The organism is Flavobacterium gelidicaeli, assembly GCF_013294005.1.
Classification (GTDB): Bacteria; Bacteroidota; Bacteroidia; order Flavobacteriales; family Flavobacteriaceae; genus Flavobacterium.
In genome coordinates, this window is the sequence record NZ_JABSNK010000013.1 from 17,179 (window position 1) to 41,916 (window position 24,738).

A 24,738-nucleotide genomic window follows, 5' to 3' on the forward strand; every position below is an offset into this window, starting at 1 on the left:
GAATATCTATGAAAAAATTAATTCCTCTTTTTGCCCTAGCTGCAATCTTTGCCTCTTGCTCAACCACAAAAACCACTAAGATAGTTGACAATTCCGACCCAACAAAATACATGAACTCCATTACCGTATCCGACTTAAAGACGCATCTTTACATCGTTGCTGCCGACTCAATGGAAGGACGTGAAACAGGTTCCGTTGGACAAAAAAAAGCCGGTAAATACTTGATTAGTCAATACAATAAAAACAACATTTCTTTTCCTAAAGCAGCTGAATCTTTTTATCAAAAAGTACCCGCAGCTTTCTTAAACGCAAAATACGGAGAGAATTTAAATGACTCTGAGAATATCTGGGCATTTATTGAAGGATCAGAAAAACCAGACGAAGTTGTTGTTGTCTCCGCACATTACGACCATGTAGGGATAAAAAATGGGGATGTTTACAATGGTGCTGATGATGACGGTTCAGGAACAGTAGCTTTGCTTGAAATTGCTCAAGCTTTTGCTATAGCTAAAAAAGAAGGACACGGACCCAAACGTTCTATCTTGTTTTTTCACGCCACAGGCGAAGAGCATGGACTATTAGGATCTAGTTATTATTCCGAAAATCCATTGTTCCCATTTGAGAACACCGTATCCGATATTAATATTGATATGATAGGACGTAGTGATGTTGCACATGCAAATTCTAACAACTATGTTTATTTAATAGGCGCTGATCGTTTATCAAGTGATTTAGACACTATTTGCGCCCAAGCTAACTCAAAGTACATCAAAATGGACCTTGACTACACTTTTAACGATAAGAACGACCCAAATCATTTCTACGAGCGTTCTGATCATTATAACTTTGCAAAGCATGGTATTCCATCTGTCTTCTTATTTAATGGTGTTCATGCTGATTACCATAAAAAGACGGACACTGTAGACAAAATTGAGTTTGACGCCTTGACAAAAAGAACCCAACTGGCTTTTACAATTGCTTGGGAGTTAGCAAATCGTGAAAACAGGCCTGTCGTAGACAAAAAATAACTATAATTATTAGGGCACATCCTTGCTTTCACTATCGTTACAGCAAGACCAGGCTATCCGTTGCAATCTCCCGAAAAAAAACGGGAGGATTTACACTACTATCCTTTGTGCAAAAAAAAGAGCGCTTTGATCTATTTAAAGCGCTCTTTTTATTATTTGAGTTTATTCCACAAAAAAAGCCTCTCATTTCTGAGAGGCTTTTGCTTTCTGGGTGGGAGACGGGGCTCGAACCCGCGACCCTCGGTACCACAAACCGATGCTCTAACCAACTGAGCTACAACCACCATTTGCTCTTAGCGGTGGCAAAGATACAACTAAAGTTTACTTCTGCAAACATTTTTTATAAAAAAATTGAACAAAATTATATTAAATCACCTAAACTATTGACAGCCAAATACCTTTCAACAGTAAAACCTTCGGCATGTTCTACCCCTGCCAAACGCCCAAGGTCTCTAGAACGATAATTCAAGCTTTCTAGAAAATTCTTTGAACTAATTGGTGATTCTGGTTCTTTAGAATTTGGATCATAAAATTGCGAACCGTAAGCTAATATCGATTCTGTTTTTTTATCTGAAAAACCAGTAATATCAACCACAAAATCTGGAACAACATTTTTCCATTGAATGTAGTGGTACACTAATTTTGGTCTCCATGCATCTTGCTTCACTCCATCGATATCCGTTTCAATACGTACAAGACCCGATAAGAAACAAGCGTCAGAAACTAATTTACTTCCTTTTGCGTGATCAATATGTCGGTCATCGATTGCGTTACACAACACAATCTCTGGTTTATATTTACGAATCATTTTGATAACCTCTAATTGGTGTTGCTCATCGTTAGTAAAAAAGCCGTCGCGCATATCTAGATTCTCTCTTACTGAAACCCCTAATATCTCAGCGGCCGCAGTAGCTTCTTGATGGCGAATCGTTGCCGATCCTCTCGTCCCTAATTCTCCACGTGTTAAATCTACAATTCCAACCTTTTTCCCTAAAGAAATCTCTTTTAATATTGTTCCCGCACAACCTAATTCTACATCATCTGGATGTGCCCCAAAAGCTACTATATCTAATTTCATTATCTAATTATTTATTATTATTCTGTAATCGTATTATTTTTCTTTCTTCTAAAACAACACCTTTTTCATTGTCATGGATTTATTAGCGCTCTCTTTCCACTCTTTTGTAGGATCACTGTCCTTTGTAATTCCGCACCCCATAAACAAGTGCGCTTTAGTGGAACCTGGTTTTCCATTAGTTTCAATTTTCATGCACCGCAAATTCACGTATAAATCTGATTGTAATTTTTCGTTTTTAATTCCCCTCTTATTGAGTTCTCCTAAAAAGCCTGTATAATATTCCCTCTGGTAGCCTTCGTTTTCTAGGATAAACTCTTTGGCTACAGCCTTAGGCAATCCACAAACTGCGGGCGTAGGATGTAAAACAGCGACAACTTGCTTTAGATTAGAATGATCGTCCATGATTCCCTCAATGTCCGTTTTTATATGCAATAAGTTACCTGCTTGCAACGTATACGGACTAGATACTGAAACCTCCGTAGTCAGCTCTTTTAGATTATCAATAATGAAATCAGTTACAAATTGTTGCTCTTCCATTTCTTTCTTTTCCCAAACTACGTCAGTCGTCTTTTTAAACTTCTGCGTTCCCGCCAAAGCCATTGTGTAAAAACGTTTTTTTCTTGCGTTTAATAAATGTTCTGGAGTTGCTCCTATCCACATTCCTATTTTGGGATGGTACCAGCAGTAACAAAAAGCAGTGGGATACGTTTGCACTAATTTGGTGAAAACCGAAACCAATTCAAATTCAGGAACCGCAATAATTTCTTTTCGAGACAAAACAACCTTACTCATGTCCCCGTTAACAATGCTGTCAATTGCTTTTTGTACAACTTTTTCAAAAGCTTCTTTTCCGGTGTTGTCTTTTGGTATATCTTGATTGTCGACCGTTTTTATTTTGACCACGCTCATTTTAGACTCTAATTTCAACGCCTGATCTTTAGGAATCAAAAGCATTTGATTATTTTCAAATGGCGCAAATACAAACCCAACTTCGTCTAGGCTTTCAGCAAAATATAAATGGTCATTTTTTTGAAAATAACCTATTACTTTATTCTTATTGGGTTTTCTATAAATTACAAAAGGCAGTTGTTGCGCTTCTTGCTGTTTTACTTTAATGAAAAAATCAATCATAATATTCTGCGTTTATTAGCCTACATTACAAGTATCAATCTATTGTTGTGGTGTTTTGGTTAGCACCATATTAGTCAATTTACAAAGCGAAATCAAATTTCCTTCTTCGTCAGTAATCTTGATCTCCCAGAGATGCAAACTTCTTCCTTTATGAATTATCCTAGCGGTTCCGTAAACAACACCTACGCGAATACTCTTTAGATGATTAGCTGATATTTCTATTCCGCGTACCTCTTGTTCTTTTGGATCAATAAAAAAATGAGAAGCCGCACTTCCTACACTTTCCGCCAAAGCTACCGAAGCACCTCCATGTAACAATCCCATAGGTTGGTGCACCGAAGCGTTCACAGGCATTTTAGCCACTAAAAACCCCTCACCTGCATCTATATATTCAATTTGCAATGTTTCCATCAAAGTATTCTTAGAGAACTCATTGCAATATTGAAGCATTTTATCTTTATCTAATCCCATCAATTTAGTTTATTAAGAATGTAAAAATAAATAAAAGATGACACACTAAACAGTAAAATGAAGCCTTATTCTGAAATCGAATTAGTTTTTTCCTATTTTTACAAAAAAACAAAGACAATGCGCTACCTAATTTTACCTTTTATTATTGTAATCCTATTATTGGCCAGCGCATGTCGATCAGACTTTGAAACTGTGGCAAGTTCACGACAGCTTACTTTTTCAAAAGATACTATCTATTTAGACACTGTTTTTACAAACATAGGCTCAAGTACTTACCGCCTAAAAGTTTATAACACCAGCAAAAAAGACATCAATATCCCCACCGTTAAATTAGGAAAAGGGTTGGATTCAAAATACAGAATGACCGTGGACGGCATGCAAGGAAATGAAGGTAAATTATTTTCTAACGTTGAAATATTAGCTAAAGACAGTCTTTATATTTTTATAGAAACCACCGCAAGTAGTACTGATGCAAACCCCACTGATTTTCTTTATACAGATAATATTGAATTTGATGCGGGAGCCAACTTGCAAACCATTCCGCTTGTTACGTTAATTCAAGATGCCGTTTTCTTGTATCCAAAACGATTTGCCGATGGAACAACAGAAACACTTCCCTTAGCAGACAGTCAAGAAATAAGTGGATTTTATCTTGATGAAAATGATCCTATAAATGGCAATGAACTACATTTCACAAATAAAAAACCTTATGTAATTTATGGATATGCTGCCGTGCCTAACAACAAAACGGCGATTTTTGACGCAGGAAGCAGGGTGTTTTTTCATACTGATTCAGGTTTAATAGTGGGTAAAAATGCTTCATTACAAATTAACGGAAGCGCCTCTAATAGCACCGCTCTAGAAAACGAAGTGGTCTTTGAAGGCGATCGTCTAGAACCTGAATATGCAGCTGTTCCTGGACAATGGGGCGCAATTTGGCTTACAGATGGCAGTACAAACCACAGCATTAACCACCTAACGGTTAAAAACGCAACAATAGGATTATTGATTCAAAACAATGATGGGACAACGGTTGAAATCAAAAATAGCCAGTTTTACAATTCCTCAAACTATGGAATTTTAGCCCAAACAGCCATTATAGCAGCTGAAAACATTGTCATCAATGCAGCAGGAACCACGGCATTGTCTTGCTCTCATGGTGGGAATTACACTTTTAACCACAGCACCTTTAACAACAACTGGAATAGTTCATCACAACTTACAGTAGCGATCAGTAATTATATTTCAGGAGCAATTCCCGAAGCAAATGACCTTACAAAAGCAACTTTTACAAATTGCATTATTTATGGTAACAATACAAATCAATTACAGTTAGCACAAAAAAGTACTGCAGCATTTAATTACCAATTTTCAAATTGCTTAATAAAATACACTGAGAATTCAACAACAGCTGAATATCAATTTAAAACTGATGCTACACATTACAATAATATTATTTTAAATCAGAATCCAAAGTTTTTCAACACCAGTCAAAACAAACTTAACATTGATGAGAATTCGGCTGCTTTCGCAAAAGGGACTTCGGCTTACTTAATTCCGCTAGACATTCTCGGAAATACCCGAACAAGTCCTCCAGATCTTGGCGCGTATCAAAGTATGGCGTTTCCAAAATAATGTCTGGAAAAGAAAAAAAAAAACACCAATACCATTTACAAAATAGGCTAATTATCAGTTCAAGCGGAGTCGAGAATCATTATTATATTATCACTGCGCGCAATATGTCAAAAATCAGACAAGTTATATTGTGTTTTTTCGGTTGTTCAATATTTTAAAAACAATCATTAACTTAAAAATTTCTTAACATATTGTATTCCTAAATGAGATAGATTTGCGGCGAATAACAGCATGATAAAAAAATCTTTGTTTCCCCCAATTAACAACCCAAATCTATTTAATTTTATGAAAAAAATCTACTCCTTTGTATTTCTTATGAGTATTAAAGTAACCATGGCGCAAATTCCGTCAAATTATTACTCCACATCTACAGGAACAGGCTACACTTTAAAAACGCAACTGTACAACATTATAAAAGGCCATACTGATAATGGTTATAATGGACTTTATACCACTTACCAAACATCTGACGTGGATAATTTTTATGAAAAAGATGGTACTGTTTTAGATATGTATTCAGAAAAACCAAGTGGAACAGATCCTTACAATTACAGTACCACGAGCACCCAAAGATGTGGTACATACGCTAAAGAGGGCGATTGTTACAACAGAGAACATGTTATACCACAATCTACTTTTAATTCTACTGCACCTATGGTTTCTGACGCGCATTTCATCACACCTACAGATGGAAAAGTAAACGGACAACGCTCTAATTATCCACACGGAACCGTTTCAACAGCAACTTGGACCTCGTTAAATGGTAGTAAATTAGGAACTAGCGCTGTCTCTGGTTATACCGGAACTGTATTTGAACCTATTGATGAATTCAAAGGAGACATTGCTCGCATGTATTTCTATTTTGCCACCCGTTATGAAACTACTGTTTCTGGTTACTCCTACCCTATGTTCAATGGAACCAGCAATCAAGTTTTTACAACTGCTTTTTTAAACATGTTATTAGCTTGGAACACACTTGACCCTGTAAGTCCAAGAGAAGTAGCCCGTAACAATGCCATCTATGCAACCCAAAACAATAGAAATCCATACATTGACCACCCAGAATATGTACAAAAGGTATGGAACGCAACTGCAGATACATCAACTAGTGGCGCTACAGATCTTTACTTTTCAGAATATATTGAAGGTTCTTCAAATAATAAGGCACTCGAAATTTCAAACTCCACAGCCGGTACCATTAACTTAAGTGTGTATAGCATCAAGAAACAAACCAATGGATCTGGATCTTGGAGTACAGGAATCACATTGAGTGGTAGTTTAAGTAAAGGAAGCAAATACACCTTTGTCAACAGCGCTATGGCTTCAAGTTGTTTCTCAACCACAGCGGCAAACATCAGCACCACTGCTACAGAATTAGCTTTTAACGGAAATGACCCTGTAGGTTTGTTTAAAAATGGAGTACTTATTGATATTATTGGTACATACAATGGCGGATCCGCAAATTTTGCTGCAGATGTAACTTTAAGAAGAAAAGCTACCGTAACAGGACCTACAACTACATTTAACAAAACTACGAACTGGGATACTTATTCATCAGATACTTGCAGTAATTTAGGTAGCAAAACAATACAGACTACCACAAAAACAGCAATTACTGCTGAGGAAGCTATTGCAGAGGAAACTCTAATTTATCCAAACCCTTCGCATGGTGATTTTATAATTTACAACAGCAACAAACAATATGCTGTGACCATTTACAACCTTATTGGTCAAGTTATTTTTGAACAAAACAGTAGTAACAACACTACTTTATCTATAAAAAACATGCCTAAAGGAATGTATCTTGTTAAAATCAATGACGAAAAGCACACTACTACTAAAAAAATCATAATCAATTAGTTAAACACAAAATAACATTGATTTTAAAAGCGGCAATTTTGCCGCTTTTTTTTATTAGCATTTTCATCTTAATTAACTAAATTTGCAACGCAATACAACAAACTACACAACAATGATCCATTTCTTTGAAAACCAAAGCAAAACAGTTTTTGCAGTACAGACGCAAAACGAAATTTCGGCTCAAGACATTTCAAAATTAAACTGGCTTTTTGCCAATTCGCATAAGATAGAAAAATCCGTATTGACGGATTTTTTTGTTGGACCTCGCGCCACAATGATCACTCCATGGAGTACTAATGCTGTTGAAATCACTCAAAACATGGGTATTTCAGGAATTATTAGAATCGAAGAATTTAAAGCAGTAGCCGAAGATTTCTCTGATTTTGACCCTATGCTTTCGCAAAAGTACAGTGCATTGAATCAAGATCTTTTCACAATAAACATTGCTCCTGAAGCGATTTTAGATATTGAGGACATTGCAGGGTACAACCAATCAGAAGGTTTGGCTTTAAGCCCCGAGGAAGTAACGTATCTAGATAATCTAGCTACTAAAATTGGTAGAAAATTGACTGATTCAGAAGTTTTTGCATTCTCGCAAGCCAATTCAGAGCACTGTCGTCACAAGATCTTCAATGGAACATTTGTAATCGATGGTGTAGAAATGCCTTCATCATTATTCAAATTAATCAAAAAAACATCACAAGAAAACCCGAACGATATCGTTTCGGCATACAAAGATAACGTGGCTTTTGTAAAAGGACCACGCGTTGAACAGTTTGCTCCAAAGAGTGCTGACAAAGCAGACTTTTATGAAGTTAAAGAGTTTGACTCAGTAATTTCATTAAAAGCAGAAACACACAATTTCCCTACAACCGTAGAGCCTTTTAATGGTGCTGCAACAGGAGCTGGTGGAGAAATCAGAGACCGTTTAGCAGGAGGACAAGGATCTTTACCGCTTGCAGGAACGGCAGTTTACATGACATCGTACTCTCGTTTAGAGTCCCAAGACTCTGCTCAAGATAAGAGACCATGGGAAAACGGAATGACAGAAAGAAAATGGTTATACCAAACTCCGATGGACATTCTGATCAAAGCTTCAAATGGAGCTTCTGATTTTGGAAATAAATTTGGACAACCACTTATTACAGGTTCAATTCTAACATTCGAACATGAAGAAGATGCGCGCAAGCTTGGTTTTGACAAAGTGATCATGCAAGCAGGTGGAATAGGATACGGAAAATTAGATCAAGCCATAAAAAAGAAACCACAAACAGGAGACAAAATCGTTATTCTAGGTGGAGAAAATTATAGAATTGGAATGGGTGGAGCGGCAGTTTCCTCTGCAGATACAGGTGCTTTTAGTTCCGGTATTGAATTAAATGCTATCCAGCGTTCGAATCCAGAAATGCAAAAACGTGCTGCTAATGCCATTCGTGGATTAGTGGAAAGTGATGTTAACCCAATTGTTTCTATTCACGATCACGGAGCAGGTGGACACTTAAACTGTCTATCAGAACTAGTAGAAGAAACAGGTGGATTAATTGATCTTGATAAATTACCTGTGGGTGACCCTACCCTTTCGGCAAAAGAAATTATTGGTAACGAGTCACAAGAAAGAATGGGACTTGTTATTGCTAAAGAAAATATTGATATTTTACAACGCATTGCAGACAGAGAGCGTTCTCCTATGTATCAAGTAGGTGATGTAACGGGCGATCATCGTTTTACATTCGAATCAAAAACTACTGGTGCTAAACCTATGGATTATGCCCTTGAAGATTTCTTTGGTAGTTCTCCAAAAGTTGTAATGAACGATAAGAACATTGATAGAAATTATGCCGACTTAGAATATAGCGTTAAAAATATCTCAACTTATTTAGAGCAAGTATTACAGCTAGAAGCAGTTGCTTGTAAAGACTGGTTGACAAATAAAGTAGACCGCTGTGTAGGTGGAAAAGTAGCCAAGCAACAAACGGCAGGACCTTTACAATTGCCATTGAATAACTGTGGTGTAATGGCCCTAGATTACAACGGTAAAGAAGGTGTTGCTACCTCAATTGGCCACTCGCCTATCGCGTCCTTAATTGATCCTGTTGCAGGAACAAGAACGGCAATTGCTGAGTCTTTATCTAATATCGTATGGGCTCCTATAAAAGGTGGTTTAGACGGAATTTCACTTTCGGCTAACTGGATGTGGGCTTGTAAAAATGAAGGCGAAGACGCTCGTTTGTATGCAGCTGTTCAAAGTTGTTCAGATTTTGCAATCGAATTAGGAGTGAATATTCCAACTGGGAAAGATTCGCTTTCAATGAAACAACGTTATCCAAACGACGAGGTAATTGCGCCAGGAACGGTAATTATTTCGGCCGGTGGAAACTGTACTGATATTCAAAAAGTAGTTGAACCTGTGCTTCAAAGAGACGGGGATTCTATTTATTACATTAATTTGTCGCAAGATGAGTTCAAACTAGGCGGTTCTTCGTTTGCACAAACATTGAACAAAATAGGAAAAGACGCACCAACTATAAAAGATGCTGCTTTCTTCAAAAAAGCCTTTAATACAATACAAGAATTGATTCTTGACAATCAAATTTTAGCTGGACACGATATAGGAAGTGGTGGTTTGATCACAACTTTACTAGAGATGTGTTTTGCAGATGTGAATTTGGGTGCCAAAATTGATTTCTCTGTTTTTGAGGAAAAAGACATTATCAAATACCTTTTTGCTGAGAACATTGGTCTTGTCTTTCAAGCAAAAAATGATGCTGAGTTAGAAGCTAAATTAAATACAAACGGTGTTTCTTTCTACAAACTAGGAACAGTTACCACTAGTGCCAAAATAGAATTTAGTTCTTGTGCATTAGATATTGCACACTACAGAGATATTTGGTTCAAAACCTCTTTCTTACTAGATCAAAAACAATCCAAAAACGGAACAGCGGAAGCACGTTTTGACAATTATAAAAACCAAGCATTACAGTTTACTTTCCCTGCTCATTTTACAGGTAAAAAACCAGTAATCAGTGGTGGAGAGCGACCAAAAGCGGCTATCATTCGTGAAAAAGGAAGTAACTCAGAACGCGAAATGGCAAATGCCATGTATTTAGCCGGTTTTGATGTTAAAGACATTCACATGACCGATTTGATTTCTGGCCGTGAAAACTTAGAAGACGTTCAATTCATTGGTGCTGTTGGAGGTTTCTCTAACTCAGATGTATTGGGGTCAGCAAAAGGTTGGGCTGGAGCTTTCTTGTACAACGAAAAAGCAAAAACGGCCTTAGACAATTTCTTTAAAAGAGAAGACACTTTATCTGTTGGGATTTGTAATGGTTGCCAACTGTTGATGGAATTAGAAAAAATAAATCCAGAGCATGAAGTGCACGGAAAAATGCTGCATAATGATAGTAACAAACACGAGAGTATCTTTACATCGGTGACGATTCAAGAAAACAAATCGGTGATGTTGTCAAGCCTTTCAGGAGCAACATTAGGAGTTTGGGTATCACACGGTGAAGGAAAATTTAATTTACCAGAGCCAGAAGCAAACTACAACATCGTAGGTAAATATGGTTACGATAGTTACCCTGCAAACCCAAATGGTTCTGACTACAACACGGCAATGCTTTGTGACACTACAGGTCGTCACCTAGTGATGATGCCACATATTGAGCGATCAACTTTTCAATGGAACTGGGCTAATTATCCTAAAGATAGAAACGATGAGGTTTCGCCATGGCATGAAGCATTTGTAAATGCACGATTGTGGATTGAGAATAAATAAAGTGTACTAAATTTCAACTTTGATAGAGCTTTCAAATAGTATGATTGAAAGCTTTATCAATTGAAAAACAACAAACCTTGTCTTTTACCGACTGAATAAAACATTTAACAAATTAGCGTATGAATAACAAGCAATGTTTAAACTGTGAACAAAAAGTATCTGGGAATTATTGTGAAAATTGCGGGCAAAAAAATAATACACATCCTATTACATTAAAACATTTTTTGTTTCATGACATTATACACGGTGTTTTGCATTTGGAAAAAGGTATTTTATTAACAATAAAGGAAACTTTTACAAGACCTGGACAAGCAGCATTGGATTACATTAATGGTAAAAGAGTCAAGTACTATAATGTTTTTTATCTCATTTTAATGCTGATCGGATTAAATATTCTTACAGTGCATTATTATCATGAAATTAACCACTCACCAGTAAAGGGAAATATAGGCAATGGTTTAAAATTCATGAATTTTTTATCGGCTAATGTAAAAGTAGTTTTACTAGGGTTTGTTCCATTAATTGCTATAAATGCAATTCTTATTTTCAGAAGATTGAAACTCAATATAGCTGAACATTTTATAATTGGAGGAATAAATTTACTAGGAATTCTAGTTTTATGTCTATTCGTAAACTTGTTTTCACTCTTATACATATTTCAAGGAATAAAAGACTTTGCACAGATTCTTAAAGGTATTTGCCTATTCTTGATCTTTTTATTTCCAGCTTGGACTTACTTTAATGCTACAAAAAAAAAGTATTCTATCATGGGTTTTATATGGAGGGTTCTCATGTTTTATTCGTTAACTATCATTGAGACTATCATTATAATGGGGTTTATTATTTATCTAGTAACGGGTCAAACTCAAACACCTTTAATTATCAATTTATAATCGTTATTTCTATAGAGCATCTTGAATTAGGTCAACTTCTCTTTAGACCTAGTCTACAAGGTTTCGCCATGGCATGAAGCGTTTGTAAATGCACGATTGTGGATTGAGAAAAAGTAATTTTCTTTTTATACTATTAGAAAGCGCTCTTGAAAAAGAGCGCTTTTTTTATGATGTTCTTTTGAGATTTCAAGACGTAAAGATTCTTAATTTATTTCCCAATTAAAACGCCATCAGCCAGTAGTGAATATTTTGTTTTTGGTGCAGTTATACTATCAATTGCAGCTTGTGATTTACCACCATCTTTAGCATAATGTTTTAAGTCTTCAATAGACTCAACACTCACGTAGGCCTTCCCACTGATGATTACTTCCTCATTTTTAGAATCCGTAGGAACAAAAAAAGCATAATCTTTAAATTTAACAAAAACTTCCTTATTTTCTGGTAAATCCAAATTCATCCAGCAGCCTTTTTCTTTGCATACTGCTTTAATATTTGATCTAAACTTAACCGCAACAGTATCTCCTTGAGACAATTTCTCATAAGTAACTAGAACATCTTCCTTAGATAGTACGTTATCTGCTGAGATGCTATCTCCATAGCTAGCATAAGCCATATCAGATTTCATTGTAAGTTCTTTTCCTTCCTTTTTACAACTTGCTAGTGCCAGAATTGAGCAAGCAATTACAATCGTTTTCTTCATTATATTATATTTTGGTTATCTAAATTCAAAAATAGTTATAAAAATAAAACCTCAGTGGTGTAACTCTTAAAATTTGAATCAAAAAATACGTTTCAATTAGTAATCCAAAGTTTTTAACAAAATAGGAACGTGATGAGAACTTCTAAATTATTTTATTTGCGCGATCGTAAAAAAAGATTTAACACCTCCAATCAATGTAACTATTAAATTTGAAGAGGCTCCAAAAAAACCTTATCACCCGCATTTAATTTCCCTAAAGTTTGTATTTTTCTTGTGGGTGGTGATACAAAAAATGTAGCAAAAGCAACATTTGTATATACTTCTTCAGCTTCTATAGCAACAGTTCCTGACCGATCAGTAAAAATAACTACTCCCACATTTGTTGCAGCTAACAATGATGATGATTCATATTGCACGTACAAACTATAAATACCGTCTTTTGGTGCTACAAATTTATATAAGGTAGTATTATAGTCGTTATTTTCATCAAATAATTCAGTATTAAAAGCAATCCTTTTATAACCTGTACTACAACCCACCGCTAAACCAAGAGATGTTGTAGCAGAACCAGTAGCTTTTACAAACTTTAAATGACTATCAAATATTTGCTGAGAAGTTACCCTATTTACTACTCCTGCTTTAACAACTAAAACTGAATCTTTTGAAGATAGTAAACCAGTATCTAAGTTAACAATTCGAACTTTTAAATCCCCATTTACATCCAACTGAGCAGACGGTGATGTTGTACCAATACCTACTTAGACAAAACTCGCAAACGAAATAAAAAAAAAGAATTAAATAATCTGTGTGTGTTTTAAATAATTATTTTTTTTGGGCGTGACCACAATGGTCAGGCTATTCGCTAAAATCTCCCTAAAAAATGGGAGGATTTACGCTGCTATCCTTCACGCAATTGACCTGATAATTAGTACTAAAAACAGCAATCGGTTTTAAATACAAAATATAATTTTTCATTTATTCAAACAGCAATCATTTTTTTATATAAATTCGTAGCCATAACAATCTCCCCAATCATGTCCATTTATAAAAAAATAGCCAAAGTAGGCTCAAAATACATTGGAAAACCAAAATTACTCAAATATGGTTTTAACTGGTCACCCATGTACCGTAGAAGTACCGCCAAAATTACTACTGTCTCTAAAGATTTATTAACTATTAGCATCAAACTACCTATCAGTTATAAAAATAAAAACTATGTGAATTCTATTTTTGGTGGTAGCATGTTTGCTGCAGTAGACCCAATTCCAATGATCCAATTGATGCATCTTATAGGTGATGATTTTGTTGTCTGGGATAAGGCAGCTGAAATTTTCTTTAAAAGGCCTGCAAAAGAAAACCTCTACGCCGACTTTACGTTTTCATTAGCTGAAATAGACGAAATAAAAAAACATGTAGCACAGAAAAAGGAATACGAAATAGTAAAAACAACTACATTAACTAATCTAGACCAGTCTATTGTATTTTGTGAGATTAGAAAAACAATTTATATTGCTGATAAAAACTTCTTCAAAGAAAAAAGAAATAAGAAAAAATTAGCCCATAAGTAATTTTTGATATCTATAATTCGCATTTTTAAATTGGTTTATTATTGCTTTTACTTTTAAGAAAATATTAATTACAATTTTTCATTCGATACAAAAGCACAACTACCTTATAATCAAAGCCTATAAAACAAACTTAAAAATATATAGCAATATCAATCAAAATAAGCATTGCTATAAAGTTGAGTTTACTAAATTTGCTTTCCCAAAAACATAAAGGTCTACTTATCATTTAATCCAAAAAAATAAAAAATGAAATCCCTAAATCTCTATTTAATTCTAACAATTTTATTTGCAACAAATACCTACGCACAAAAAAAAGCAATATCAATTACAGTTAATGATAAAGAACACTTTATAAAAACAGATATAAAATACCCAATTACAGGGACCTATTTATTTGAAGGAACAAAAGAACCAATTGTACAATTAAACCCAAATGGTACTGGAATATTTCAATTGCATGATCAAGCACCTAAGAGTATGACTTGGGGTATTGAATGTTCAAAACAAGGAATTCCTATATTTAAAGAAGGTTTTAGCAGTGCTGTATACTCTCTTTGGTACAAAACAGACGAAAGTGATAAGGCATTTAAAATCATTGATACAACTACTGTTGAAGAAGCTAATAGCATGGACGAATTTGGTCAATATGAAGAAACTCCAGAAATAGAGACAGCTGAAGCAACTACTTCATCTAAGGAAAAGGAAATCAATCCCAATACAATTTATGGTGATTGGAATGAAGTGCAGTTTTCAATTCATTTTAAAAAGAAAAAAATGTACATCTTAGGTGAAAGATCTAAGGATTACGAAGAAAAACCACAATAATTTATTGATGTTAATGATATTACTAAATCATTATAAACTGTAAGTCCATAGATTTGTTTTGGAAGAATAAAAATCTACAAAGTTGGATTGCAGAAAAAATTAAAATTAGCCACAGATTAAATTGATTTCCAAAGGTTAAATCCTTTCAATCTTATTTAATCTAGGGCTAAAATTTTTAGAAGCCAAAACAATATCTTCTTAAAGTGCATCGTTATGAACTCTATTTGAGACCAATAAAAAAATAGATGAATACAATAACTAACTTGAACTTATAATTGAGCAAAATCTACCTGACAGAACTAAATAGATTGTAGCGCAAAAAATTGTATTAGAGAAAGTCAAAATAGATTTACAGGCTTTCAAATTTGTCTCTAGTCATGATTCTCGAGAGCCATTACGTAAAGCTAAATTATTCTACTCCATTATATTATAAAGAGTTACACCTATTATATAGTAAAAGACTATTTACAAAGCAATGATAAGGCATAACACAGAATGAGTGAGCCAATAAAAGACCTCCTCGACAATTCCAGAACAACTACTTCATAAAAAAATATAAAATTGTTGCTTCAAAATCTTAAGTAAAAGATGTTAAACATAATTTTTAAGAGAAAAGAAAAAAAGTTCAAATTGAAATCTTAAATAACGTAGACATCACTGTAATTCCTTTTCAATTTAGGCAACTTATTTACAATTTAATCTCAAATGCTTTAAAATTCTTCAAACGTGTTATTTCTCAACACATTACAGTTAGTTGTGTTTCAGAAATAAATTCATCTGTGAAAAAGTTTTTTTTATAAACTAATAGAAATTATTTCGGCCTAAAAATTGTAGCTAACAGAATTGGTTTTAGCAATAAATATGGTGATAAAATATTCAATCTTTTTAAGTGATTAGGAACTACCGAAATCAAAATGGGAATAGGAATAGGCTTGGCTATTGTAAAAAAAATCATTGATAATCACGACGAACTTATTCAAGCAGAAAACTAGGAAAGAATAGGTACTCCTTCTGTATTTATATCCCTTGGGTAATTCAGTTAACAAAAAAAATGGTAATTATAGTATTTCAAAAGTTAAAAAAATAGTTTTTTTTGAAAAATATTTCTAAATACCGCATTAATAAAACAGTATTGTAACCGCAAATAAACCTTTAAATCAGCATTTAGAGAAAACGATTTCGTGAAAAACTTAAAAAAACAATATTTTTTTGATTTAATTTTTTAAAATCAAAAAACCTAAGCATTTTTTTTTTAATTTGCAACCCAATTCAATATCCCCACATAATGACTCAAATTACAAGACTGTTTGATTTCCCATACTACCAACAAGATAAATTTACTACAATTCCAGATGCATTAGTTACCAAAGTTGATGGTGTTTGGGTTAAAACATCTACACAAGAATATATCGCTAAAGCCAATGCAGTGTCAAGAGCACTATTAAGAATGGGCTTAAAAAAAGGTGATAGAATTGCTTTGATTTCTACTAATAATAGAACCGAATGGAATATCATGGATATTGGGGCTTTACAAACTGGTGCACAAACGGTGCCTATTTACCCAACTATCTCTGAGGTAGATTATGAATACATTTTAAATCACTCTGAAGCAAGTTATTGTTTCGTTTCGGATGTAGAAGTATTGGCAAAAGTCAATATGATTAGAGATAAAGTACCGCATTTAAAAGAAGTTTTTAGTTTTGATAAAATTGACGGATGTAAAAACTGGAACGAGCTACTTGCTCTTGGTGAAGACACGAGCAATCAAAATGAAGTTGAAGAAGCTAAAAACAACGTAAAAGAAGATGATTTAGCAACAATTATCTATACTTCTGGAACAACAGGAAGACCTAAAGGAGTGATGCTTTCGCACAAAAACATTGTTTCGGATGTATTATATAGTGCAGAACGTATTCCATTTCAAGAAGGAAATGCTACTGCATTAAGTTTTTTACCTGTATGCCACATTTTTGAAAGAATGTTACTTTATTTATACCAATATTATGGTGTATCTATTTACTTTGGAGAATCAATTGATAAAATTACTGATAACTTAAAAGAAGTAAAACCTACAGTAATTACTGCTGTACCTCGATTATTAGAAAAAGTTTACGATAAAATCTATGCTAAAGGGACAGAATTAACTGGAATCAAGAAAAAATTATTCTTCTGGGCAATTGACTTAGGATTACGTTATGAGCCTTATGGAGCAAATGGTGCTTGGTATGAGTTTCAATTAAAAATTGCACGTAAACTTATTTTTAGCAAATGGAAAGAAGGTTTGGGTGGTAAACTAGAACTTATGGTTTCTGGAAGTGCTGCTTTACAAACAAGGTTAACACGTGTTTTTGCTGCTGCCGAAATTCCGGTTATGGAAGGATACGGATTAACAGAAACATCTCCAGTAGTCTCCGTAAACGACCTTAGAAACAAAGGGTTTAGAGTAGGAACAGTAGGAAAGTTAATTGGATGTGTAGAGGTTAAAATTGCTAGCGATGGTGAAATCCTTGTTAAAGGACCTAACGTAATGATGGGTTACTTAAAAGACGAGAAATTAACTAACGAAGTTATTGTAGACGGATATTTCCATACAGGAGATATAGGTGAATTTGACAAAGATGGTTTCTTAAAAATTACCGACCGTAAAAAAGAGATGTTTAAAACTTCTGGAGGAAAATACATCGCACCACAAATTATAGAAAACTTAATGAAACAATCTCGTTTCATCGAACAAATAATGGTAATAGGGGAAGGACAAAAAATGCCAGCTGCTTTTATCCAACCTAATTTTGATTTTGTAAAAGAATGGGCTGCTATTCATAAATTTGATATAGGAACAACTAACGAAGAAATTGTTACTAACGAAAAAGTAATTGCTCGTATTCAAGAAGAAATTGATCACATCAATGTAAAATTTGGACATTGGGAACAAATTAAACGCTTTGAGCTAACTCCTGACATATGGTCCATAGAAGGTGGGCACTTGACACCAACATTAAAACTGAAACGTAAAATTATTCTGCAACAGTACGATGCTTTATATAATAAAATTTTCAACTAGCCAAAACCAAATAAAAAAACCACGAATTAGTATTCGTGGTTTTTTTATGACTTTTTTTTTACTTTAGTATATTCAGAACTTATAAAAAAATTCACTTATTAAGAGTGTTAGTATTTGAAAGCAAACAGCTACACAAAGCTAGAAAGCGGCATACTAAGACAGCACAGTATTTAAAAACAAACTAATAAGTTAGCATAAGATTTTCTATATTTAAGCATTCTTAACAAAAAATTATTTGAATTTATTATGCGTGCATAGTATTTTTTTAGTATATTTGAAATCGATTGCGAAAAATATGAAAGATAAAACTATAGATTACATTCTTCGAGCTACATGGCAAGCAGTTGCCAGAATGTATAATGAAGAAGCATCTAAATACGATGCAAGTATGGCTACGGGATTTGCTTTATTAAGCATTGACAAAGAAGGAGGAACTCCTTCTACAGCTTTAGGTCCAAAAATGGGTATGGAAGCCACTAGCTTGACACGTACTTTAAAATCTATGGAAGAAAAAGGGTTAATCATTAGAAAGAAAAACCCCGAAGATGGTCGTGGAGTGTTAATTTACTTAACCCCTTTTGGAAAAGAGAAAAGAGACTTATCTAAAAACACCGTTTTAAAATTTAATGAAGCGGTTAAAGAAAATCTTTCAGAAGAAAAGCTGCAACACTTTATAGAAGTAGCCGAAGTTATCAATGAATTAATTATTGATAAAAATATTTTTCCAGTATCCGAAAAAAAAGAAAATGATAGTGTTTTAACTTCTATAAAATAAATTAGAAAAAGTCACTTTTAAAATAAGTATTAACAAAAACACGTATGCAATTGCCTTTTTTGCCCCAAATCGACATTTAGGCAGCGCATATTCTAATAAAAACAAATAAAAACAACGTATGAAACGCACAATTAAAAAAGTTGCAGTAATCGGATCCGGTATTATGGGTTCGGGAATTGCTTGCCATTTTGCCAACATTGGTGTCGAAGTTTTACTACTTGATATCGTTCCTAGAGAACTGACTGAGGTAGAGACTAAAAAAGGATTGACATTAGAGAGTAAAATTGTTCGCAATCGTTTAGTAAATGAGCATTTGATGAATGCTTTGAAATCGAAGCCCTCTCCTATTTACAGTCAAAAATTTGCTAGTCGCATCACGACAGGTAATACTACGGATGACATGGCAAAAATTGCTGATGTTGATTGGATTATTGAAGTAGTTGTTGAAAGACTTGATATTAAGAAATTAGTTTTTGAACAAGTAGAGAAATACCGTAAGCCAGGAACATTGATTACGTCTAACACTTCCGGAATTCCTATTCACTTCATGAATGAAGGAAGAAGTGAAGATTTCCAGAAACACTTTTGTGGAACTCACTTTTTTAACCCAGCGCGTTACTTAAAATTATTTGAAATTATTCCTGGCCCACAAACTTCATCAGAGGTTTTGGACTTCCTTACTATATATGGAGAGAAATTTTTAGGAAAAACATCAGTTGTTGCTAAAGATACTCCAGCATTTATTGGAAACCGTATTGGTATTTATGGTATACAAAGTTTATTCCACTTGGTAAAAGAAATGGGATTAACGATTGAAGAAGTAGACAAATTGACTGGACCAGTAATTGGTCGTCCTAAGTCGGCTACTTTTAGAACGGTTGACGTTGTAGGATTAGACACTTTAGTACACGTTGCTAACGGAATCTATGAAAACTGTCCTAATGATGAGCAACACGACTTATTTAAACTTCCAGAGTTTGTAAACAAAATGATGGAAAGCAAATGGTTAGGAAGCAAAACGGGACAAGGTTTCTACAAAAAAGTAGGAAAAGAAATTCTGACTTTAGATTTAGATACTTTAGAATATAGAGCAGCTAAAAAAGCGTCGTTTGCTACACTTGAATTAACTAAATCAATTGATAAACCAATCAATCGTTTTAAAGTTCTTGTAAAAGGTAAAGATAAAGCAGGTGAATTTTACAGAAAAAGTTTTTCTGGAATGTTTGCTTATGTTTCAAATAGAATACCTGAAATTTCAGATGAGTTATACAAAATCGACGATGCTATGAAAGCTGGTTTCGGTTGGGAAAATGGTCCGTTCGAAATTTGGGATGCTATTGGAGTAGAAAAAGGAATCGAAATCATGAAAGCGGAAGGTCTTGAACCAGCTGCTTGGGTAAATGAGATGCTTGCTGCTGGAAACAAAAGTTTCTATACTGTTAAAGAAGGAGCTACTAATTACTACAGTATTCCTGCAAAAGCACAAACAAAAATTCCTGGACAAGATGATTTTATTATCCTGAACAACATTCGCGAAAGCAAAAAAATATGGAGCAACAGTGGTGGAGTTATCACTGATCTAGGAGATGGAATCATCAACTTAGAGTTCCTTTCTAAAATGAATACTATTGGTGGTGATGTTTTACAAGCCATTAATAAAGCCATTGATTTAGCCGAAAAAGAATACCAAGGATTAGTTATTGGTAATCAAGCAGGAAACTTCTCTGTTGGAGCTAACATTGGTATGATCTTTATGATGGCCGTAGAGCAAGAATATGATGAGTTGAACATGGCGATCAAAATGTTCCAAGACACGATGATGCGTGTACGTTACTCTTCTATTCCTGTTGTAGTAGCACCACACGGAATGACTTTTGGTGGTGGATGTGAAATGAGCTTACATGCTGATAAAGTAGTTGCCTCTGCAGAAACATACATGGGATTAGTTGAGTTTGGTGTAGGTGTTATTCCTGGTGGTGGTGGTTCTAAAGAATTAGCCTTGCGTGCCTCTGATTTATTCCATAAAAATGACGTAGAGCTTAACGTATTACAAGAATATTTCTTGACTATTGCTATGGCAAAAGTATCAACTTCTGGTTACGAAGCTTTTGATACTGGATTGTTACAACATGGTAAAGACGTTATCGTAGTAAACAAAGACCGTCAAATTGCAGAAGCTAAGAAACATGCTTTACTTATGGCTGAAGCGGGTTACACACAACCTATTCGTAGAACAGACGTAAAAGTATTAGGAAAACAAGCTCTAGGAATGTTCTTAGTAGGAACTGACCAAATGGAAGCGGGTAAATACATCTCAGAGCACGATAAGAAAATTGCTAACAAACTAGCATATGTAATGGCAGGTGGTGACTTATCTGAACCTACATTAGTAAGTGAACAATATTTATTGGATTTAGAACGTGAAGCTTTCTTATCATTATGTACAGAAAGAAAAACATTAGAAAGAATTCAATTTATGCTAACTAAAGGGAAACCGTTACGTAACTAAGAAAAATAGAGCAAAGATTCAAGAAGCAAGATGCTGAACTAAGTTCCTCTTTCTTCTTGGCTCTTTCTTCTAAAAATCTCTAAAAGAAAAAATATGAAAACAGCATATATAGTAAAAGCATACAGAACTGCAGTTGGTAAAGCACCAAAAGGAGTTTTTAGATTTAAAAGACCTGATGAATTAGCAGCAGAGACCATTCAATACATGATGAATGAATTACCTGATTTTGATAAGACGCGTATTGATGATGTGATGGTAGGTAATGCCATGCCAGAAGCAGAACAAGGTCTTAATGTAGGTCGTTTAATCTCTTTAATGGGATTAAAAATTGAAGATGTTCCTGGAGTTACTGTAAATAGATACTGTGCTTCTGGATTAGAAACAATAGGTATGGCTACAGCCAAAATACAGTCAGGAATGGCGCATTGTATTATTGCTGGTGGTGCTGAGAGCATGAGTTTTATTCCGATGGGAGGTTACAAACCAACACCGGATTATGCTGTTGCAAAAGCAGGAAACGAAGATTACTACTGGGGAATGGGTTTAACAGCCGAAGCAGTAGCAAAACAATTTAATGTTTCAAGAGAAGACCAAGATCAATTTGCTTACAATTCGCAAATGAAAGCCTTAAAAGCACAAGCAGAAGGTAAATTTGACAAACAAATCGTTCCTATTACAGTAGAACAAACGTTTGTTAATGAAAATGGTAAAAAAGAAACAAAATCTTACGTAGTAAACAAAGACGAAGGACCCAGAGCTGGAACTACAGTGGAAGCTTTAGCGGGATTAAGACCTGTTTTTGAAGCTGGTGGAAGTGTAACAGCAGGTAACTCGTCACAAATGAGTGATGGTGCTGCTTTTGTACTGGTTATGAGCGAAGAAATGGTAAAAGAATTAAACCTAGAACCAATCGCAAGATTAGTAAACTTTGCTTCTGCAGGTGTTGAACCAAGAATCATGGGTATCGGACCAGTAAAAGCAATACCAAAAGTATTAAAACAAGCTGGATTAACTATCAATGATATTGACTTAATTGAATTGAATGAAGCTTTTGCTTCACAATCATTAGCAGTAATCAGAGAACTTAATTTAAATCCTGATATCATCAATGTAAATGGTGGTGCAATTGCAATGGGCCATCCTCTAGGATGTACTGGAGCTAAATTGTCAGTGCAATTATTTGACGAAATGAAACGTCGTGGTAACAAATACGGAATCGTTACGATGTGTGTAGGTACAGGTCAAGGTAGTGCTGGGGTTTATGAGTTAATGTAAAACCCTCTAACCCCCAAAGGGGGAATTACCAATATTTAATATCAAAAAAAAGATTCCCAAGTTCTTAAACAGATATATTCACATCTTTAACTTCATTTAGGTTAAAGAATTTAAAACCCTACTGACCCCTAGTAGGAATTCCCCCTTCGGGGGTTAGGGGGCAAATTATGGCAGACGTAACTAGAGGAGGACAATTCCTTGTAAAAGAAACAAAGTGCGAAGATATCTTCACTCCTGAAGACTTCAATGAAGAACAAATAATGATGCGTGACTCTGTAAAAGAGTTCGTTGATAAAGAATTATGGCCTAATAAAGACCGTTTTGAAAAGAAAGATTATGCTTTAACTGAAGAAACTATGCGTAAAGCGGGTGACTTAGGTTTTTTAAGTGTAGCTGTTCCTGAAGCTTACGGCGGAATGGGAATGGGATTTGTAAACACGGTTTTAGTATGTGACTACATCTCTGGAGCAACGGGATCTTTCTCAACAGCTTTTGGAGCACATACTGGAATTGGTACTATGCCAATTACTTTATATGGTAGCGAAGAACAAAAACAAAAATACGTTCCTAAATTAGCTTCAGGTGAGTGGTTTGGTGCTTACTGTTTGACTGAGCCAGGTGCTGGATCAGATGCTAATTCTGGAAAAACAAAAGCAGTTTTATCTGAAGATGGAAAAACATACTCTATCACAGGTCAAAAAATGTGGATTTCGAATGCAGGTTTCTGTAGCGTATTCATCGTTTTTGCACGTATTGGTGATGATAAAAACATTACTGGTTTCATCGTAGAAAATGATCCTGCGAATGGAATCACAATGAACGAAGAAGAGCATAAATTAGGAATTAGAGCTTCTTCTACTCGTCAAGTTTTCTTTAATGAAACAAAAGTTCCAGCTGAGAACATGTTATCAGAAAGAGGAAACGGATTTAAAATTGCAATGAATGCTTTAAATGTTGGACGTATAAAACTTGCTGCTGCTTGTCTTGACGCACAACGTAGAGTAATCACAAATGCTACTGCTTACGCAAACGAAAGATTACAATTTAACACGCCAATTTCACAATTTGGAGCTATCCGTTCTAAATTAGCTGATATGGCAACTAGCTGTTATGCTGGTGAAAGCGCTACTTATAGAGCAGCAAAAGATATCGAAAACAGAATTACTGCTCGTGAAGCTGAAGGAGCTACACATCAAGATGCCGAATTAAAAGGTGTTGAAGAGTACGCAATTGAGTGCTCTATCTTGAAAGTTGCCGTTTCTGAAGATGTTCAAGCTTGTTCTGATGAAGGTATCCAAATTTATGGTGGAATGGGATTCTCCGAAGATACTCCAATGGAGAGCGCTTGGAGAGATGCTCGTATCGCACGTATTTACGAAGGTACAAACGAAATCAACAGAATGCTATCTGTAGGAATGTTGATTAAGAAAGCAATGAAAGGACATGTTGACTTATTAGGCCCTGCAACTAAAGTTGGTGAGGAATTATTAGGTATTCCTTCATTCGATACTCCTGATTTCTCTGAGTTATTTGCTGAAGAAAAAGACTTAGTAGCTAAATTGAAAAAAGCTTTTATGATGGTTGCTGGTAGTGCAGTTCAAAAATTCGGAACTGAATTAGACTCTCACCAACAAATTTTGATGTCGGCTTCTGATATGTTAATCGAAATCTACATGGCAGAAAGTACTATCCTTAGAACTGAGAAATTAGCTAAGAAAGAAGGTGAAGAAAAAGTACAAGAACAAATTGCAATGGCAAGATTATACTTATACCAAGCAGTAGATATTGTTACTCAAAAAGGTAAAGAAGCTATTATCTCATTCGTAGAAGGAGATGAACAACGTATGATGCTTATGGGATTAAGACGTTTTACTAAATACACTAACATGCCGAATGTAGTTGCATTAAGAGAAACAATTACTTCTAAATTAGTTGCAGAAAACGAATATTGCTTTTAAGCAAAAAAGAAAGTTTTTTAGTTGATTTTATTTGTTTAAAAAACCGCAATCATTTCGATGATTGCGGTTTTTACTTTTAATGACATTCTCTTTCGAATAAAAGCATACCACTACCCTAGCTCTAACTAGGATCAATTAGATTTACAATGGTTATTCACAACTCCATTTTTTGCTAAAAACAAAGCAAAAA

Annotated in this window: 17 protein-coding genes and 1 tRNA gene; 12 read left to right on the forward strand and 6 right to left on the reverse strand. The window is 34.7% G+C overall.

Annotation, left to right across the window (positions count from 1 at the left end):
* Positions 1-8: 8 nt before the first annotated feature.
* The gene (locus HNP99_RS15135; protein ID WP_173854233.1) at positions 9-1,028 is read left to right on the forward strand and encodes a M28 family peptidase; all 1,020 of its coding nucleotides are present in this window, start codon (positions 9-11) and stop codon (positions 1,026-1,028) included.
* A 209-nt stretch (positions 1,029-1,237) separates the two neighbouring features.
* Here HNP99_RS15135 and HNP99_RS15140 read toward each other — a convergent pair.
* The 4 genes from HNP99_RS15140 to HNP99_RS15155 all read right to left on the reverse strand — a co-directional run bounded on the left by HNP99_RS15140 (position 1,238) and on the right by HNP99_RS15155 (position 3,708).
* Positions 1,238-1,313 (reverse strand) — tRNA-His (locus HNP99_RS15140).
* Between the two features lie 76 nt (positions 1,314-1,389).
* Positions 1,390-2,106 carry a bacillithiol biosynthesis deacetylase BshB1 gene (gene bshB1 / locus HNP99_RS15145; RefSeq protein ID WP_173854234.1) on the reverse strand — a complete coding sequence of 239 codons (717 nt, stop codon included), beginning with the start codon at positions 2,104-2,106 and terminating at the stop codon, positions 1,390-1,392.
* A 48-nt stretch (positions 2,107-2,154) separates the two neighbouring features.
* Positions 2,155-3,237: an isochorismate synthase gene (locus HNP99_RS15150; protein ID WP_173854235.1), complete on the reverse strand. Its 1,083-nt coding sequence runs from the start codon at positions 3,235-3,237 to the stop codon at positions 2,155-2,157.
* 39 nt (positions 3,238-3,276) lie between these two features.
* A complete protein-coding gene (locus HNP99_RS15155) occupies positions 3,277-3,708 on the reverse strand; it encodes a PaaI family thioesterase (protein WP_173854236.1) in 432 nt (143 codons plus the stop codon).
* Positions 3,709-3,825: 117 nt separating this feature from the next.
* Here HNP99_RS15155 and HNP99_RS15160 point away from each other — a divergent pair, with 117 nt between their 5' ends.
* From HNP99_RS15160 to HNP99_RS15175, 4 genes are all read left to right on the forward strand, one after another.
* On the forward strand, positions 3,826-5,343 hold the full coding sequence (locus HNP99_RS15160) for a hypothetical protein (protein WP_173854237.1): 1,518 nt from the start codon (positions 3,826-3,828) through the stop codon (positions 5,341-5,343).
* A gap of 285 nt (positions 5,344-5,628) precedes the next feature.
* A complete protein-coding gene (locus HNP99_RS15165; protein WP_173854238.1) occupies positions 5,629-7,203 on the forward strand; it encodes an endonuclease in 1,575 nt (524 codons plus the stop codon).
* A gap of 112 nt (positions 7,204-7,315) precedes the next feature.
* Complete coding sequence (purL, locus tag HNP99_RS15170) at positions 7,316-10,984, forward strand: phosphoribosylformylglycinamidine synthase (protein WP_173854239.1); 3,669 nt, start codon at positions 7,316-7,318, stop codon at positions 10,982-10,984.
* Between the two features lie 119 nt (positions 10,985-11,103).
* The gene (locus HNP99_RS15175) at positions 11,104-11,877 is read left to right on the forward strand and encodes a DUF3667 domain-containing protein (protein ID WP_173854240.1); all 774 of its coding nucleotides are present in this window, start codon (positions 11,104-11,106) and stop codon (positions 11,875-11,877) included.
* A 208-nt stretch (positions 11,878-12,085) separates the two neighbouring features.
* On the opposite strand, the gene HNP99_RS15180 is transcribed toward HNP99_RS15175, so the two are convergent.
* Together HNP99_RS15180 and HNP99_RS15185 are read right to left on the reverse strand one after the other, a co-directional pair.
* Complete coding sequence (locus HNP99_RS15180; protein ID WP_173854241.1) at positions 12,086-12,577, reverse strand: DUF4920 domain-containing protein; 492 nt, start codon at positions 12,575-12,577, stop codon at positions 12,086-12,088.
* Between the two features lie 203 nt (positions 12,578-12,780).
* Positions 12,781-13,302: a complement C1q domain-containing protein gene (locus HNP99_RS15185; protein ID WP_173854242.1), complete on the reverse strand. Its 522-nt coding sequence runs from the start codon at positions 13,300-13,302 to the stop codon at positions 12,781-12,783.
* A gap of 309 nt (positions 13,303-13,611) precedes the next feature.
* On the opposite strand from HNP99_RS15185, the gene HNP99_RS15190 reads away from it, so the two are divergent.
* From HNP99_RS15190 to HNP99_RS15220, 7 genes are all read left to right on the forward strand, one after another.
* On the forward strand, positions 13,612-14,145 hold the full coding sequence (locus HNP99_RS15190; RefSeq protein ID WP_173854243.1) for a PaaI family thioesterase: 534 nt from the start codon (positions 13,612-13,614) through the stop codon (positions 14,143-14,145).
* A gap of 246 nt (positions 14,146-14,391) precedes the next feature.
* The gene (locus HNP99_RS15195) at positions 14,392-14,970 is read left to right on the forward strand and encodes a hypothetical protein (protein ID WP_173854244.1); all 579 of its coding nucleotides are present in this window, start codon (positions 14,392-14,394) and stop codon (positions 14,968-14,970) included.
* A gap of 1,285 nt (positions 14,971-16,255) precedes the next feature.
* Positions 16,256-18,031 carry an AMP-dependent synthetase/ligase gene (locus tag HNP99_RS15200; RefSeq protein ID WP_173854245.1) on the forward strand — a complete coding sequence of 592 codons (1,776 nt, stop codon included), beginning with the start codon at positions 16,256-16,258 and terminating at the stop codon, positions 18,029-18,031.
* A 295-nt stretch (positions 18,032-18,326) separates the two neighbouring features.
* Positions 18,327-18,806 (forward strand): MarR family winged helix-turn-helix transcriptional regulator, encoded by a 480-nt coding sequence (locus HNP99_RS15205; RefSeq protein ID WP_173854246.1) that lies wholly within the window; start codon positions 18,327-18,329, stop codon positions 18,804-18,806.
* Between the two features lie 118 nt (positions 18,807-18,924).
* Positions 18,925-21,315, forward strand: a complete 2,391-nt coding sequence (locus HNP99_RS15210) for a 3-hydroxyacyl-CoA dehydrogenase/enoyl-CoA hydratase family protein (protein ID WP_173854247.1) — start codon at positions 18,925-18,927, stop codon at positions 21,313-21,315.
* A gap of 93 nt (positions 21,316-21,408) precedes the next feature.
* Positions 21,409-22,590 carry an acetyl-CoA C-acyltransferase gene (locus HNP99_RS15215; protein WP_173854248.1) on the forward strand — a complete coding sequence of 394 codons (1,182 nt, stop codon included), beginning with the start codon at positions 21,409-21,411 and terminating at the stop codon, positions 22,588-22,590.
* Positions 22,591-22,757: 167 nt separating this feature from the next.
* Entirely contained in the window at positions 22,758-24,548 is a 1,791-nt protein-coding gene (locus HNP99_RS15220) for an acyl-CoA dehydrogenase family protein (protein ID WP_173854250.1), read from the forward strand.
* Positions 24,549-24,738 lie beyond the last annotated feature (190 nt).